This is a genomic window from Kitasatospora sp. NPDC018058 (assembly GCF_044327205.1).
Classification (GTDB): Bacteria; Actinomycetota; Actinomycetes; order Streptomycetales; family Streptomycetaceae; genus Kitasatospora.
This window is the reverse complement of record NZ_JBIRFA010000084.1, coordinates 1-14306: the sequence shown is the minus strand read 5'-3', so window position 1 is coordinate 14306 and position 14306 is coordinate 1. Positions and strand designations below refer to the sequence as shown.

The window sequence follows — 14306 nt, the reverse complement described above, 5'->3', positions numbered from 1 at the left end:
CCTTCGGACCGCCTTCCAGCGGGCCCTCCGGGCGCTTCGTTCTTTCGTGTTTCCAGCTTATCAGACGTTTTCCGCTCCGTTTCCGGGGCTTCGTTTATCCAACTCGCCGCTGTCTTCTAGGGCTTGACACCCCGTCCGACGTTTCAGACTCTAGCCGACCCCCGCTCCGAAAAGCGAATCCGACCGCAACCCGATAAAACGCACACGCCGAATAATCACCAGGCCTCAACGCAAGCATGCGAAAACGACCGGCGAGAACCGGAAGTGGTGCTTCAGAGGATTGGCCGCCCCGGGACCGTCCGCGCAGATGCGTGTCCGGTGCTCCCTGCCGGGCGACTGGGAGACAGTACCCCTACCCAGCGCCCGAGACAAATTGCAGGAGCATCCACCAGACCCGTCTCAGTGTCAGGCGGGAGGCCGCTGAGCCGGTGGTCGGTCGGTGCGATCGCGTCGGCAGGTCCTTGGACGAGCGGGGTGTCAACGGAAGGTCGGCTACACCGGCATCGCACCTCCTCGGCCTGGCCGGATGGAGAACGCGGAGGCGATCGACGGGGTCGAGGTCCTGAAGCCCCGGGCTTCCTCGGCGGAATCAGGTGGAGAGACGCCCCTCCCCGCCGGCGTGCAGTGGCGTGGATCACAGCGGGTTTCGCATGGCCGGCGAAATGCGCAGGCTGCCGAGGTGGTTGGCACGGGCAACCGTTTCCGCCTGGCGCACACCACCGCTATCCCCGAGGAATCCCCATGACCGTCACCGAGCCCTCCACCTCCCGCGCGGCCGAGATCCTGTCCCGGCCCGTCACGATCAACGGGCTGACCGTGCCCAACCGCATCGTGATGGCCCCGATGACGCGCAGGTTCTCCCCGGGTGGCGTGCCCGGCGAGGACGTGCGCTCGTACTACGCCCGCCGCGCCGCCGCAGGCGTCGGCCTGATCGTCACCGAGGGAACGTACGTCGGCCACGAGTCCGCCGGCCAGAGCGACGACATCCCGCGCTTCCATGGCGAAGAACAGCTGGCCGGGTGGGCCCGCGTCGCCGAAGACGTCCACGCGGCGGGCGGCACCATCGTGCCGCAGCTCTGGCACATCGGCATGGTGCGCAAGCAGGGCGACCCGCCGTTCGCCGACGCCCCCGCCGTCGGCCCGTCCGGCGTCCGGCTGGACGGCACCGAGGGAACCGGGCGAGCGATGACCCGGACCGACCTGGACGCCGTCATCGGCGCGTTCGCCGAGGCCGCCGCGGCCGCGGAGCGGATCGGCTTCGACGGCGTCGAGCTGCATGGCGCCCATGGCTACCTCCTCGACCAGTTCCTGTGGGCGGGCACCAACCGTCGCACCGACGCCTACGGTGGCGACCCGGTCGCCCGGACGAAGTTCACGGCCGAGCTCGTCGCCGCGGTGCGTGAGGCCGTCTCCGCGGAATTCCCCGTGATCTTCCGCTACTCGCAGTGGAAGTCGGAGAACTACGACGCCCGCCTGGCCGAGACCCCTCAGGAACTGGAGGCGATCCTCGCCCCGCTCGCCGAAGCCGGCGTCGATGCCTTCCACGCCTCGACCCGCCGCTACTGGGTGCCGGAGTTCGACGGCTCGGACCTCAACCTGGCCGGCTGGACCAGGAAGCTCACCGGCCGCCCCGCCATCACCGTCGGCTCGGTCGGCCTCGACGGCGACTTCGTCCGCGCCTTCATGGGCGAGGGCGCCCCGGTCCAGGGCATCGACAACCTGCTCGACCGGCTGGAACGCGACGAGTTCGACCTGGTCGCCGTCGGCCGCGCCCTCCTCCAGGACCCGCAGTGGGCCGTCAAGGTCCTCTCCGGCCGCTTCACCGACCTGCGTCCTTACGACGCCGCCGCGGTCCGCACCCTGAGCTGACCACCACACCCCGCGGACCCGGCCGCACGGCGAGGGCAGCAGGACCGGTCAAGGGCCAGGTCGCCGGCGAGCAGATCCTCGACGGCCTCCTGGCCCGACTCGACGACCAGGCCGGGTGACGGTCATCCGGCGGCGGGACGCCAGAAACCCGTGTCCCGATAGCGCCACCAGTACAGAACCGTTCGATCGACCGGCCACGCGGCCAGCTGGACGCCCTGGGGCTCGAAGTGGTCGCGCTCGGCGTCGATGGGCCGCCAACTCCGGTCCTGCGGCTCGTCGTCCAGGGGCGGGCGGACATGCTCCACGGACCGCTCTTCGCAAGCTCCGAAGGCCTGGTAATTCTCCTGGGCCTCGATCAGCGAAGGTCGGTTTGCTCCGCCTGGGTAGGCCGGCCAGCGAAGCTGAACAGCGTCGTCTTCCCAGAAACACACCGGGCAGATCTCATACGAGCCGGGCGGCTCGCCCATGGTCAGACGGCCACAGCACACACAGGGGAATTTCACCGTCACCCCCGTCATCCTGTCCCATCTCACCGCGAAGGGCGTTTGGTTTCCAAGGAGTTGACCGCGGGACCCGCATATGACTGCCCTACCGGCCGGCGCGACGGCCAGGCGCTCCCCCTCAGGCCTGTACGGGTGGCGCGCCCCGGAACGGCTTCCCCGTGTGATGTGTCGCAGCGCCCTCGACGCCCACAGGGCCGGCCCGGATTCGGCACGGTGGTGGGGGCGTGGCCTGATCCAGGAAGCTAGTGGCATGCGAAACGATCTCGTCAACGCCGAGCCGGACGAGCCGGACGAGCCGGAGCAGACTGCCGCGCGCCGGGGCTACCGCCGTTCGGCCCGCACCCCGCGCGGGCGGGCGCGCCACCAAGGGTTGTTGGAGCTGGTCACGGCCGACATCGCCGAGCACGGCTTGGTCGGCTTCTCGCTGCGGCGCGCAGCGAAGGCGGCGGGCACGACCCACAAGGTACTGCTTTACCACTTCGCAAGAAGCTGCTGGCCCCCGGGGTCGCCGATGCCGCGCTCATGCTCCAACTACCGAGCTACGAAACCCTGTTCAACCAGCTGGACGAGATCGACCCGGTACAGCTGGCGGACGTGCTCCGGACCACCCGCAGAGAGCTGGCGAACAGCCTGTACGAGCCCCTGCTGACCTGTTACCGCCGGCTCGGCGACCACGACTACCGCTTCAACGCCGAGCAGATCGCCCGACGGAGCCTACGCAACACGTGTCTCGACTACCTGGCCGCCCTGGGGACCGACGAAGTGCGGGAGCTGGCCCTGCGCCAGTACCGGGACGCGGACAACATGACCGACCGGTTGGCGGCCCTCACCGCCCTGGCCGACGGCCCGGACGGCCGCCAGGTCATGGCGGAGTTCGCCGCGGAGTGGGGTGAGCACCCGCTGGTGATGGACAAGTGGTTCGCCACGGTGGCCAGGAGCTCCACCGCCGACACCCTGGCCCGGGTGCGGGAGCTGACCGGGCATCCGGCGTTCTCCTGGGCGACTCCCAATCGGGTGGCCGCCCTCGTCCTCACCTTCTGCTTCGAGAACCCCCGGCACTTCCATGCCGCCGACGGCTCCGGCTACCGATTCGCCGCTGAACAGATCCTCCGCGTGGATGAGGTCAACCCGCAGGTATCGGCCCGGCTGGCCGGATCTCTCGGCTCCTGGCGGAAAGTCGACCAGGCCCGACGGGAACTGATGCGGGAGGCCCTGCAGAAAGTCGCCCAGCATTCCGGCCTTTCACTGGAAGCATCCGAGGTTGTGACGGCATTGCGGCTGCCGGAGTAGCCCTCGACCCTCCGCTCGAACTCTCGATCGTGATACCATGCAAAGGCTTGGAAAAGATTTGACCAATAGCGCGATAAGACACTTTCAAGTGGCAGCAGATTAGTTGTGGGGGATGCATGGCCAACATCGAGGAGTCCGGGCGGCTCTCCGACGAAGACCTGGAACTACTCGCCCTGCTGGCAACCCGTCCCAGCGACGAGGCGATCGCCCGCCACCTCGACATCAGCGTTCGGACGGTCAGACGTCGGGTGGCGCGGATCATGGAAGCCCTGAACGCGCCAAACCGCGTCAATCTCGGCGCCTGATCGACAGAACGGCGCCATTGTCCGTGCATTCACATCCGACAGATCGCCGATATCTCCCGCAGGACAATTCCGTTGAACATCCTGCCCGAGCACGGCTTATCCAGCCGCACGGGATTTCCCGATAACCCGTCCGACGCGGCGACGACCTTCCGCGAAGGCCGCGGCGGGTGGGACCCGGCCACAGCGCGGCCGGGTCCCACCCGCCGGCGCCGGAGCCACTCCCCCACACGGCTCCGGCGCCGGCGCATCCCGGCAGATGAGGACCTGATCACCCCGGCGCCGGAGGAAACCGCCACCCACCACCGAGACCGTATGCCTCGGGCAGCGTGCCGGTGTTCTCGGACGTCGCCCGCCGCCTCGTCGCGATGGACCGACGCCCTGTGACCGTGAGCAATCACGTCGTGCGCAGGTCAAATGCAGGTCATGCGACAGATGCCGACGAGTCGTCCCGCGCCGGACACTGACGTGACATCACCGTCCCGATCCGCGGAGGCCCCGGCCAGCCCCATGGACGGGTCGTCAGCCTGCACCGGTGCCGGGGGCCCACGTGCAGGCTCCGGGGAACCCTCATGCACCTTCTAGGAAGTCGATGACGCACGCATCGCCGCACGACCGCACGACCGCACAGTCCTCCGGGCCCTCCGGACCGCCCCCGGATGCCGGTGGCGGGGGCGGGAGGGATCCTGGCACCCTCCACGCCGTCGAGGCGCTGGCCGCCCTCCGTGGCGCGGACGCGCCGCTCCTCTCCGCGGCGGCCCGTGCCCTGGCCGTGCTCGGCGTGCACGGCCAGGACGCCCCGGCGGAGCTGCTCGCCAGGGTGCTGGGCGTCGACGTGGCCGCAGCCCGGCGGGCGGCCGAGGGACTGCACGGCCTCGGTGTGCTCCGCGACGGCCGGTTCGCCGGCCCCGACGTCCGGCAGGCCGTCCTCGACGATCCCGAGTTCGACACGCGCCCCGACGTCCACCTGAGCGCCAGCCGCACCCTGTGGGCGACCGGCGCCGCGGCGACCGATGTCGCCCACCACCTGCTGGCCGCCGGCGCGGCCCCCGAGCCCTGGGCGGTGTCCGTGCTCCGCGAGGCCGCGGCGCGGGCCCTGTCGGAGTACCAGGAGGCCACGGCCCGGTCCTTCCTGGAGCTGGCCCACCGGGGCCGCGGCTGCCACCAGGAGAGCGCGGTGGTCGACGCCTACCTGGTGGACCTCAAGTGGTGGGCCGGCCCTTCCCTGGCCAGCCGTCATCTCGACGGCCTGGTCACCGCCGTCCGCGACGGGCGTCTCCCCCACCGCGTCGCCAGCGTCCTCGCCCGGCGGCTGGCATGGCACGGACGCGTCGAGGACGTCCACGACGTCCTGCGCGCACTGGAGGGCGCCACCGGGGAGGACCGCAACGCCACCATGGAGCGGACCGTCACGGACCTGTGGCTCGCCCACCTCTACCCGCGAATGTTCAACCAGGGGGATCCCGGAGCGGACTCCCCCTCGGCCGTCGAGACCGTCGCCGGCACCCACCCGTGGGTGCACGCCTGCGCCGACCTCCGCGCCCTGCCCGCCGACGCCGACCCGGCGGCCGCGGCCTCGGCCGCCGAGCGCATCCTGCAGGGCCTGCGACTGGACGGCACCGCGCTGGAACCCATGCACATCGCCCTGCTCGCCCTGCGCAGCACGGACCGGCTCGACACCGGCGCCCCGTGGTTCACGGCGCTCGCCCAGGAGGCCGAGTCCCAGCCCACCCCCCTCTGGCGGGCGCAGCTCTGCGCGGCACGGGCGCACGCCGCCCTGCGCCGTGGCGACATACCGGGGGCCGAACGCCACGCGACCTGGGCGCTCGACCATCTGCCCCCGGAGAGCTGGGGCGTGACGGTCGGCGATCCGCTGGGCACCCTGGTACTCGCCCTGACCGAGATGAACCGCCACGACGCGGCGGCCGAATGGCTCCGGCTGCCGCTGCCGACCGCCCTCACGCAGACTCCCTACGGCCTGTTCTACCTGCGTGCGCGCGGCCACCACTACCTGGCGACAGGACGTCAGCAGGCCGCCCTCGGGGACTTCGTGGCCTGCGGCGAGATCACGCGCGGCTGGGGGGTCGAACTGCCCGGCCTCCTGCCGTGGCGGCTGGACGCCGCCGAGGCCCACCTCGCGCTCGGCCGGCCCGAGGCGGCGCGGGCGCTGGTCGACGAGCAGCTGGCCCTGCCGGGACCGTCGACGTCGCGCGCCCGCGGCACCGCCCTGCGGCTGAAGGCGGCGACCGCGGAGGCACACCGGCGCACCGAACTGCTGCGCACCGCCGCCTCCCTACTGGAGACCGAGGGCGACCGGCTCGAACTGGCCCGCGTACTGGCCGATCTCGGCGACGCCTACCAGGCCCTCGACGAACCCGCCCTCGCCCGCACCGTCCGCAGCCGGGCCCGACAGCTCGCGCGCATCTGCGGGACCGAGCGGCTGCGACGCAGGCTCGCCGCCCCGGCCGTCGAGCCCGCTCCGCCGCGGCGCGGCCGATCGGGCGCCGACCCGCTCGCCACGCTCACCGACGCCGAGCGCCGCGTCGCCGGACTCGCCGCCCAGGGATACACCAACCGGGAGATCGCCCATTGCCTGTGCGTCACCCCGAGCACGGTCGAGCAGCACCTGACCCGCATCTTCCGCAAGCTGCGCATCGACCGGCGCACGGACCTGGCGGCGCTTCCGGGCGGGATCCGCGGCCTGGACCCGGCCGCCGGGCCGACCGCCCGGGATCTCAGCACACCCAGCCACCACCCCGTCCCCGACAGGAGCCTCACCCGATGACCCAGGCGCCCCCGCGAGAAGACCTCTGGATACGCCGCTACCACCCCTCCTCCGCGAGCGAGGTCCGGGTGGTGTGCTTCCCGCACGCCGGAGGTTCCGCCTCCAGCTACTACTGGCTGTCCGCGGCACTGCCCTCCACCGTGGAGATGCTCGGCATCCAATACCCGGGCAGGCAGGACCGGCGCTTCGAGCCCCCGGTCGAGGACGCCGAGGCCCTCGTCGGCCTCGTCCTCGACGAGCTCCGGGCGTGGTCGGACCGGCCGCTGGTGCTCTTCGGGCACAGTATGGGCGCGCTGCTCGCCTTCGAGGTGGCGCGCCGCCTGGAGGCGCTGCCCGGCCGCGAACCGCTCGGCCTCGTCGTCTCGGGCCGCGCCGCGCCGGCGGCGCGGCGCGGCGACCGCTCGCTGCCCATGACCGATGACGCGATCCTCGCGGAGCTGCGCACCCTCAGCGGCACCGATCCGAGCGTGCTGGACGACGCGGAGCTCCGGGAGCTCGTGGTGTCCGTGATGCGCACCGACTACCGCGTGGTCTCCGGTTACACCTACCGGCCGGGCCCCGCGCTGCGCTGCCCGGTGGCGGTCCTCACCGGCGAGGACGACCCCCGGGTGACCGAGGAGGAGGCCGCCGCCTGGCAGGTCCACACGAGCGGGGAGTTCTCCCTGCGAAGCTTCCCGGGGGGCCACTTCTACTTCGGCGACCGCCCGCGCGAGGTCGCCGCCGCGCTCCTCGACCGGGTGGCGTCCTTCACCCCGCAGGCCCCGCCCGCCGTGGCCGGGCCGCAGGGCTCGCCGCTGCACGGACGGACGGACCCGCACACCGCGGAGCCGCTCGGCGCCGCGACCGCAGAGGGGAGCTGACCCGTGTCCATGACCCAGCGAGTCCGCGCCGTCGTCGCCATCCCGTTCGCCAAACCCCTGCTGGCGCTGTCGCTCCTCGGCCGACTTCATCTCAGCGGGCTGCCGGTGGCCCTGTCCTTCCTCGTCGTGGAGTGGACCGGCTCGTACGCGGAGGTCGGCGTGATCACCGGCGCACTGGCCGTCGGCCAGGCGATCGCCGGACCGGTCCGCGGCAAGGTCGCGGACCGCAGCTCCGCCTCCCGTCTGCTGGTGGTCACCGGGCTCGGCTTCGGCCTGGGCCTGGTGGCGCTGATCGCGCTCTCGGCCGTGCTGCCGCCCCGGGCCTGGCCGCTGATCGCCGCGCTGGCCACTCTCACCGGGCTCCTGCTGCCGCCCGTCTCGCAGCTCAGCCGTGCCACCTGGCCGCGCATCGCCGAGGGGTCCCGGCTGGAATCCCTGTACGCGCTGGAGGCCACCGGCCAGGACATCGTGGCCATGGGAGGGCCGCTGCTCGCCTCGGTCGTCGTCTCGGTGGCCGGCCCCGAGGCGGCCGTGGGCCTCAGCGCCCTGCTGGCGGTGCTGGGAGCACTGGGCTTCGCCCTGGCCGTCCGGCACGCGGGGCTGAGCAGCGCCCCGGCACGGGCCACGGCCGAGTCCGGCAGGGAGCGGACCCTGCTCGCGGACCCGGTGCTCGCCCGCGCCCTGCTGGTGGCCTTCCTGATCATGGCCTCGCTGTTCTCCGTCAACCTCTCCCTGGTCGCCTGGGGCCGGGCCGCGGGTCGGCCCGAACTCGCCGGGGCGCTCATCGCGGTCTGGACCCTCGGATCGGCGGTGGGCGGCTTCGTCGTGGCCGGGCGGGGCGGTCGGCCGCGCTTCGGTCTGCGGCTCGCGGGTCTCGCCGCGGGGACGGCCGCGGTGGCCCTGCTCCTGCCTCCGGTGCTCGACTCGACGCCGTGGTGGCTGGTCGCGCTCGTGCTGCTGATCGGCGGCACGGCGATCTCCCCCACCCTCGCGGTGAGCAACTCCCGCGTCGGCGCGCTGTCCCCGGAGCACCGCAGGGCGGAGGCGTTCGGCTGGCTCGCCACCGCCACCACCGGCGGAGCGGCCGTCATGCTGCCCGTCGCCGGCGGGCTGCTGGACCTCGCCGGGCCCGCGTCGGCCGTCGGTGTCGGAGCCGTGTTCGCGGCCCTGGCCGGCCTCCTCGGCGCCACCCTGCCCACGACCCGCCCCACCGCCCGTCCCGGACGCGACGGCGCGGCGGCCCCCGTGCCGAGCGAAGCATGAGGGCCGTCACCGGACTCCCCCCGGCCGTGGCGCCGGGGGAAGTCGTCATCCTCGGGGCCACCACGCCGCTCGGCCTGGCCCTGGCCGCCCGGCTGGTCGCGGGCGGCAGCCGGGCCGTCGGGCTGATCCGCGATCCGCGGGACCGGCGGCCGGTCGAGGCGGCCGGGGCCGAAGCCGCCCTGTTCGTCCCCGACCGCGGTGCCGAGGCCCTGGAGGCCGAACTCGCGGCCGTCGCCCGCGGCGCCGACGCACTCGTCCTGGCCGCCGGGACCGGCACCGGTCCGGGCTCACTGGGTCGCGCCAGCGCGACCCGTTCCCCCGCCGCCCTCTTCGCGGCCGCGGGCCTGCGGGCGGGAGTGCGTCGCTGCGTCATGGTCAGCTCGCTCCGCCCGCCGGACGGCGCCGACCGGGAGACCGGCGACGCCTACCTGCGGGCGAAGCTCGACGCGGAGGAGCACCTGCGGGGCTGCGGCCTGGAGGTGACGATCCTGCGGCCCGGACGCCTGACCGACGCGCCGGCCACCGGGCGCGTCCGGCTGGCTCCGGCCGGGCCGGACGCGCCGCCGGGCGACACCAGCCGCGCCGACGCGGCCGCGACGGTCTGCGCGCTCCTGGCCGAGCCGCGGTCCGCCGGCCTCACCCTGGAGCTGCGTCCCGTCGCGGCCGGGCACGGAAGCGGCATCGCCCGTGCCGTGACGGCCTGCGTGACACGGCGGGACCGGTCACCCGGGCACGATGAGGAGGGCGCCCACGGCGGTCACGGCAGATAGGACGTACGGTCCTTGAGCTCCGCCGCGGCGATGTTCGTACGCGCCCGCTCGATGAGGGTCGCGTTCGTGTGTTCCCCCTGCTGTCCGAGGTCGACCCCGAAATGCAGCCGCCTGGCGTAGATCCAGGCCTCGATACCGGCCCGGAGTTTCAGCGCCGCGGGAATGTACGCGAGTTCCTCGGCGGATATCACGGATTCGGTCAGATATCCGCTGAGGAACGGCTTGGAATCGACGTCGTCGTCGAGGAAGCTCAGCGTCGTCGCGAGGTCGAAGACGTGCGGGGCGTACATGGCCTCGCCCCAGTCGAATATCCCCGCGCGCCCCTGATCGATACGGAACTCGGTCACCCGCGGATCGCAGTGGATCATGCCCACGGTCAACTCGTCGGGCAGCGCGGCGAGGGACTCCCGGATGGCCTGCTGGATCCACGGCCGTCCTTCCAGGAACGGCTCCTCGACCAGCAGCCAGTCCAGTCGGCCCCACGTCATCACCCCGGGCAGCGGCGGCAGTTCGCGCAGTCCGGTGTGGATGCGGCCGAGGGTCCGGCCCACGAGAGCGAGCTGCTCCGGGTCGGCGGGGTCGGCCGGGGTGCCCCCCACGTAGTCGAGCAGTGCCCAGCACCACTCGCCGGCGTACCCCGCGACCGCCCCGTCCACCGTGCGGAGCGGCGCACCGGAGGGCACGCCCTGGCCGTCGATGAGCAGTGCGGCCTCCAACCCCGAAGCGAACTTCACGCCCTGATCGCGCGGTACCGCCTTGAGCACGTGGCGCCCGGAGTCGAGCTGCAGCAGCCAGGTGTGGGAGTTGTAGCCGATCTGCCAGGTGTCGCCCCACGGCTCGACCTCGTACGCCTCCCGCCCCCACAGGTGGAGCGGGAGTTCGGTCGCGGACGGAGCCGACGGGAGCGGGTCGAAAACGGGCATGCGAGGGGTCCTTTCGTCAGGGATCCGACTCCGCTGCACACGGCCCGGAACGACGGGACGGCGAATGTCCGGCACCGGCCGCGGCACGGCGCGACCGCGCTCCCGACAGGAGCCCCGGGACGCCCCGGAAAGCCGCGGGAAGCACGTGCGGACCGGCGTCTGCGGATTCCGGGGCACCTTACCCGAGTAATTGGTCCGGGCCCAGGGTCCTAGGGGGAATCGACCGGACCCCCAGGGCGGGAGGCGGAACACTGGGGGGTCTAGGGGGGCCATAGGGGGTTGCTGGGGCATTCCGCCGATGAATTTCATAAGTGGTGAATCCGGGGTTGCCGCCAGGAGAACCTCGTACACCCGGTCCCGACGCCGTTCTACGGAAGTGCGAGGAGTTTCTCGATGACCCACGGTTCTGGCTCCGGCACCGCCGGGCAGCAGTCCGCCCCGCACCAGCCGTCCACGGCCCCGCTGCCCTGGGTCCTCTCCGCGGCCGACACAGCCGGCGTGCGGGAACAGGCCGACCGGCTGCGGGCGCACGTGACGGCCCGACCGGAGCTCCGCGTCGCCGACATCGGCCTCTCGCTCGCCCTGGCGGACTGCGACGGGCCGTACCGGGCCGTCGTGGTGGGGACCGACCGGGACGAGTTCCTGGACCGGCTCGACACCCTGGCCCGCGGCGAGTCCCACCCCGGCATCACCACGGGCACGCCGGGCGAGGACCGGCGCCCGGTGTTCGTCTTTCCCGGGCACGGCAGCCAGTGGGTCGGCATGGCCCGGGAACTGCGGACGTCCTCACCGGTGTTCCGGGACACCCTGCGCGCCTGCGTCGAGGCGGTCGAACCCCTGGTGGACTGGTCGCTGGAGGACGTGCTCGCCGATGCGCCCGGCGCCCCCTCCCTGGACCGGGTCGACGTGGCCCAGCCCGCCCTCTTCGCGGTGATGGTGTCGCTGGCCGCGCAGTGGCGTTCGTACGGCATCGAGCCGGCGGCCGTCGTCGGTCAGAGCCTCGGCGAGATCGCGGCCGTGACCGTCGCGGGCGGCCTGTCCCTCCAGGACGGCGCCCGGCTCGTGGTGACGTGGAGCCAGGCGGAGGCGATGCTCCAGGGCAGGGGCGACACGGCGGCCGTCTCGCTCCCGGCCGACGAGGTCCGCGACCGCCTGACCCCCTGGGCGGGACGGATCGACCTCGCGGGGATCAACAGCCCCCGCTCCACCCTCGTGTCCGGCGACTGCGACGCCGTGGACGCGCTGCTGGCCGGCCTGGCCGCCCAGGGCGTCCGCGCCCGCAAGGTCCCCATGGGCGTGGCGACGCACTCCGCGCAGGTCGAAGCGGTCGAGGACTTCCTGGTGGGTTCCCTGACCGCCCTGGCCGCGCGCCCGGCACAGATCCCCTTCCACTCCTCCACCACCGGCGGCCCGCTGGACACCGACGGCCTCGACGGCACGTACTGGTACCGCAACCTCAGGGACACCGTGCGGTTCGAGTCCGCCGTCCGGGGCCTCCTGGACGCCGGGCACCGCCTCTTCGTCGAGGTGAGCCCGCACCCGGTGCTAACGCTCGCCGTCCAGGAGACCGCCGCCGACGCCCGGTGCGACGCCCGGGTCCTCGACACGCTGCGCCGCGACCAGGGCGGCCCCGGGCGCTTCGTGCTGTCCCTCGCCCGGCTCCACGCCAACGGCGCCCGCCCCGACTGGGAGACCGTCTTCTCCGGCCTCGGCGCCCACCCGGTCGAGCTGCCCGCCGCCCCCTCCGACGAATCGCGACCCGCCGGCGACACTCCCGAACTCGCCGACCGGGTAAGGGCGATGACCGGCCGCAACGAACGGGACCGCTTTCTGCTGCACCTGGTGCGCACGCAGGTCGCCGCGGTCCTCGGCCCCGACCGGGCCCACCAGGCCGACCGGGGGCCCGCCTTCCCCGGACTCGCCTTCAAGACGCTGGGGCTCGACTCGGCCGGGGCCGTGGAACTGCGCACCCGGCTCTGCGAGGCCACCGGTCTGCCGCTGCCGCCGACCGTCGTCTTCGACCACCCCACCCCGGCCTCACTCGCCGGCCGGCTGCGCGCGGACCTCCTCGGCGAACACACCGGGGAGGAGCGGCCCGAACCGGCCGGCACCGACCAGGACGAGCCGATCGCCATCGTGGGGATGAGCTGCCGGTTCCCCGGCGGGGTGAGCACGCCCGAGCGGCTGTGGGAGATCGTCACCCGCGGCGAGGACGCGGTCGGCGACCTCCCCACCGACCGCGGCTGGGACCTCGGCCGAACCCACGCCTCGGACCCCGCGGCTCCGGGCACGTTCTACCAGCGACAGGGCGGATTCCTGCACGGCGCCGGGGACTTCGACGCGGACTTCTTCGGCGTCTCGCCGCGCGAGGCCCTCGCCATGGACCCGCAGCAACGGCTGCTGCTGGAGACGGCCTGGGAGGCCGTCGAACGGGCCGGCATCGACCCGCACTCCCTGCGCGGCAGCCGGACCGGGGTCTTCGTCGGCTCGATGAAGCTCGACTACGGTCCCCAGATGCACCGGGCCCCCGAGGAGTTGGAGGGCTACGTCCTCACGGGCACCACGTCGAGCGTCGCCTCGGGCCGGATCGCCTACGTGCTGGGACTCGAGGGGCCCGCGGTGTCCGTCGACACCGCCTGCTCGTCCTCGCTCGTGGCCCTGCACCTGGCCGTTCGGGCCATCCGATCGGGCGAGTGCACCCTCGCCCTGGCCGGTGGGGCAACCGTCCTCGCCGAACCCGGCATGCTCATCGAGTTCAGCCGTCAGCGCGCCCTGGCGCCCGACGGCCGCTCCAAGGCCTTCGCGGCCGCGGCCGACGGCTTCGGCATGGCCGAGGGCGTAGGTGTGCTGCTGGTGGAGCGGCTGTCGGACGCCCGACGGCTCGGGCACCGGGTGCTCGCGGTCGTCCGCGGCTCGGCGGTGAACCAGGACGGCGCGTCCAACGGCCTCACCGCCCCCAGCGGCCCGGCCCAGCAGCGGGTGATCCGGCAGGCCCTGGCCAACGCACGCGTGTCGGCGGACGAGGTGGACGTCGTGGAGGCGCACGGCACCGGCACCCGACTCGGTGACCCGATCGAGGCACAGGCCCTCATCGCGGTGTACGGGCAGCACCGGAGTGCCGAACAGCCCTTGTGGCTGGGCTCCTTGAAGTCCAACATCGGCCACACCCAGGCCGCGGCCGGCGTCGGCGGCGTGATCAAGATGGTGCAGGCGATGCGCCACGGCGTACTGCCACGCACCCTCCACGTCGACCAGCCGACCCCCGAGGTCGACTGGTCCACCGGCACCGTCCAACTCCTCACCGAGGAACACCCCTGGCCCGAAACCGACCACCCCCGACGCGCCGGCGTCTCCTCCTTCGGCATCAGCGGCACCAACGCCCACGTCATCCTCGAACAAGCCCCCACCCTCGACGAACAGCCGTCGAACCCGAGCCCCGAGAACACCCAACCGTTCCCGCTCGTGCTCTCAGGCCGCACCGAGGCAGCCCTGCGCGACCAGGCCGCCCGCCTGCGCGACTGGGTGGCCGACCACCCCGACGTACAGCCCGCCGACCTCGCCGCCTCCCTCACCACCACCCGCACCCTCTTCGACCACCGCGCCGCCATCACCGCCGACGACCACAACACCCTCCTACGCGACCTCAACGCCCTCGCGACCGGAACCGACACCCCCGGCCTGATCACCGCCACCCCCACCACACCCGGCAAACTCGCCTTCCTCTTCACCGGACAAGGCGCA

The 14306-nt window shown here is 73.0% G+C and carries 11 protein-coding genes; 8 read left to right on the top strand and 3 right to left on the bottom strand.

Translation table 11 applies throughout. The features are described 5' to 3' along the window. Positions 1-741 precede the first annotated feature (741 nt). The gene (locus ACH4E7_RS43915; protein WP_396254830.1) at positions 742-1869 is read left to right on the top strand and encodes an NADH:flavin oxidoreductase; all 1128 of its coding nucleotides are present in this window, start codon (positions 742-744) and stop codon (positions 1867-1869) included. A gap of 122 nt (positions 1870-1991) precedes the next feature. Here the strand turns inward: ACH4E7_RS43915 and ACH4E7_RS43910 are convergent, their stop codons facing one another. Continuing rightward, positions 1992-2387 carry a CPCC family cysteine-rich protein gene (locus ACH4E7_RS43910; protein ID WP_396254829.1) on the bottom strand — a complete coding sequence of 132 codons (396 nt, stop codon included), beginning with the start codon at positions 2385-2387 and terminating at the stop codon, positions 1992-1994. 306 nt (positions 2388-2693) lie between these two features. Beyond that, a complete protein-coding gene (locus tag ACH4E7_RS43905; RefSeq protein WP_396254828.1) occupies positions 2694-2825 on the bottom strand; it encodes a hypothetical protein in 132 nt (43 codons plus the stop codon). A 69-nt stretch (positions 2826-2894) separates the two neighbouring features. Here ACH4E7_RS43905 and ACH4E7_RS43900 point away from each other — a divergent pair, with 69 nt between their 5' ends. The 6 genes from ACH4E7_RS43900 (at position 2895) to ACH4E7_RS43875 (ending at position 9642) form a co-directional block, all read left to right on the top strand. After that, positions 2895-3662, top strand: coding sequence for an aminopeptidase N C-terminal domain-containing protein (locus ACH4E7_RS43900; protein WP_396254827.1), 768 nt, complete (start codon positions 2895-2897; stop codon positions 3660-3662). A gap of 116 nt (positions 3663-3778) precedes the next feature. After that, complete coding sequence (locus tag ACH4E7_RS43895; protein WP_396254826.1) at positions 3779-3967, top strand: LuxR C-terminal-related transcriptional regulator; 189 nt, start codon at positions 3779-3781, stop codon at positions 3965-3967. A 589-nt stretch (positions 3968-4556) separates the two neighbouring features. Beyond that, on the top strand, positions 4557-6749 hold the full coding sequence (locus ACH4E7_RS43890) for a LuxR C-terminal-related transcriptional regulator (protein WP_396254825.1): 2193 nt from the start codon (positions 4557-4559) through the stop codon (positions 6747-6749). Then, positions 6746-7609, top strand: a complete 864-nt coding sequence (locus ACH4E7_RS43885) for a thioesterase II family protein (protein ID WP_396254824.1) — start codon at positions 6746-6748, stop codon at positions 7607-7609. Before ACH4E7_RS43890 ends, ACH4E7_RS43885 begins: the two co-directional genes overlap by 4 nt. Positions 7610-7618: 9 nt before the next feature. Then, entirely contained in the window at positions 7619-8872 is a 1254-nt protein-coding gene (locus ACH4E7_RS43880) for an MFS transporter (RefSeq protein WP_396254823.1), read from the top strand. Continuing rightward, positions 8869-9642 (top strand): NAD(P)H-binding protein, encoded by a 774-nt coding sequence (locus ACH4E7_RS43875; protein ID WP_396254822.1) that lies wholly within the window; start codon positions 8869-8871, stop codon positions 9640-9642. The genes ACH4E7_RS43880 and ACH4E7_RS43875 overlap by 4 nt, the downstream gene beginning before the upstream one ends. On the opposite strand, the gene ACH4E7_RS43870 is transcribed toward ACH4E7_RS43875, so the two are convergent. Next, the gene (locus ACH4E7_RS43870; RefSeq protein ID WP_396254821.1) at positions 9630-10565 is read right to left on the bottom strand and encodes a phosphotransferase enzyme family protein; all 936 of its coding nucleotides are present in this window, start codon (positions 10563-10565) and stop codon (positions 9630-9632) included. The genes ACH4E7_RS43875 and ACH4E7_RS43870 overlap by 13 nt on opposite strands. Before the next feature lie 393 nt (positions 10566-10958). Between ACH4E7_RS43870 and ACH4E7_RS43865 the strand changes: the two genes are divergently transcribed. Further along, a partial coding sequence (locus ACH4E7_RS43865) for a beta-ketoacyl synthase N-terminal-like domain-containing protein (RefSeq protein WP_396254820.1) occupies positions 10959-14306 on the top strand: 3348 nt, incomplete at its 3' end.

What these genes read in the sequence shown, in the direction of transcription:
- ACH4E7_RS43870 (WP_396254821.1), bottom strand. Translation starts at nt 10,565, where the DNA reads ATGCCCGTTTTCGACCCGCTCCCGTCGGCTCCGTCCGCGACCGAACTC.
- ACH4E7_RS43890 (WP_396254825.1), top strand. Translation starts at nt 4,557, where the DNA reads ATGACGCACGCATCGCCGCACGACCGCACGACCGCACAGTCCTCCGGG.
- ACH4E7_RS43875 (WP_396254822.1), top strand. Translation starts at nt 8,869, where the DNA reads ATGAGGGCCGTCACCGGACTCCCCCCGGCCGTGGCGCCGGGGGAAGTC.
- ACH4E7_RS43915 (WP_396254830.1), top strand. Translation starts at nt 742, where the DNA reads ATGACCGTCACCGAGCCCTCCACCTCCCGCGCGGCCGAGATCCTGTCC.
- ACH4E7_RS43895 (WP_396254826.1), top strand. Translation starts at nt 3,779, where the DNA reads ATGGCCAACATCGAGGAGTCCGGGCGGCTCTCCGACGAAGACCTGGAA.
- ACH4E7_RS43910 (WP_396254829.1), bottom strand. Translation starts at nt 2,387, where the DNA reads ATGACGGGGGTGACGGTGAAATTCCCCTGTGTGTGCTGTGGCCGTCTG.
- ACH4E7_RS43880 (WP_396254823.1), top strand. Translation starts at nt 7,619, where the DNA reads ATGACCCAGCGAGTCCGCGCCGTCGTCGCCATCCCGTTCGCCAAACCC.
- ACH4E7_RS43885 (WP_396254824.1), top strand. Translation starts at nt 6,746, where the DNA reads ATGACCCAGGCGCCCCCGCGAGAAGACCTCTGGATACGCCGCTACCAC.
- ACH4E7_RS43900 (WP_396254827.1), top strand. Translation starts at nt 2,895, where the DNA reads ATGCTCCAACTACCGAGCTACGAAACCCTGTTCAACCAGCTGGACGAG.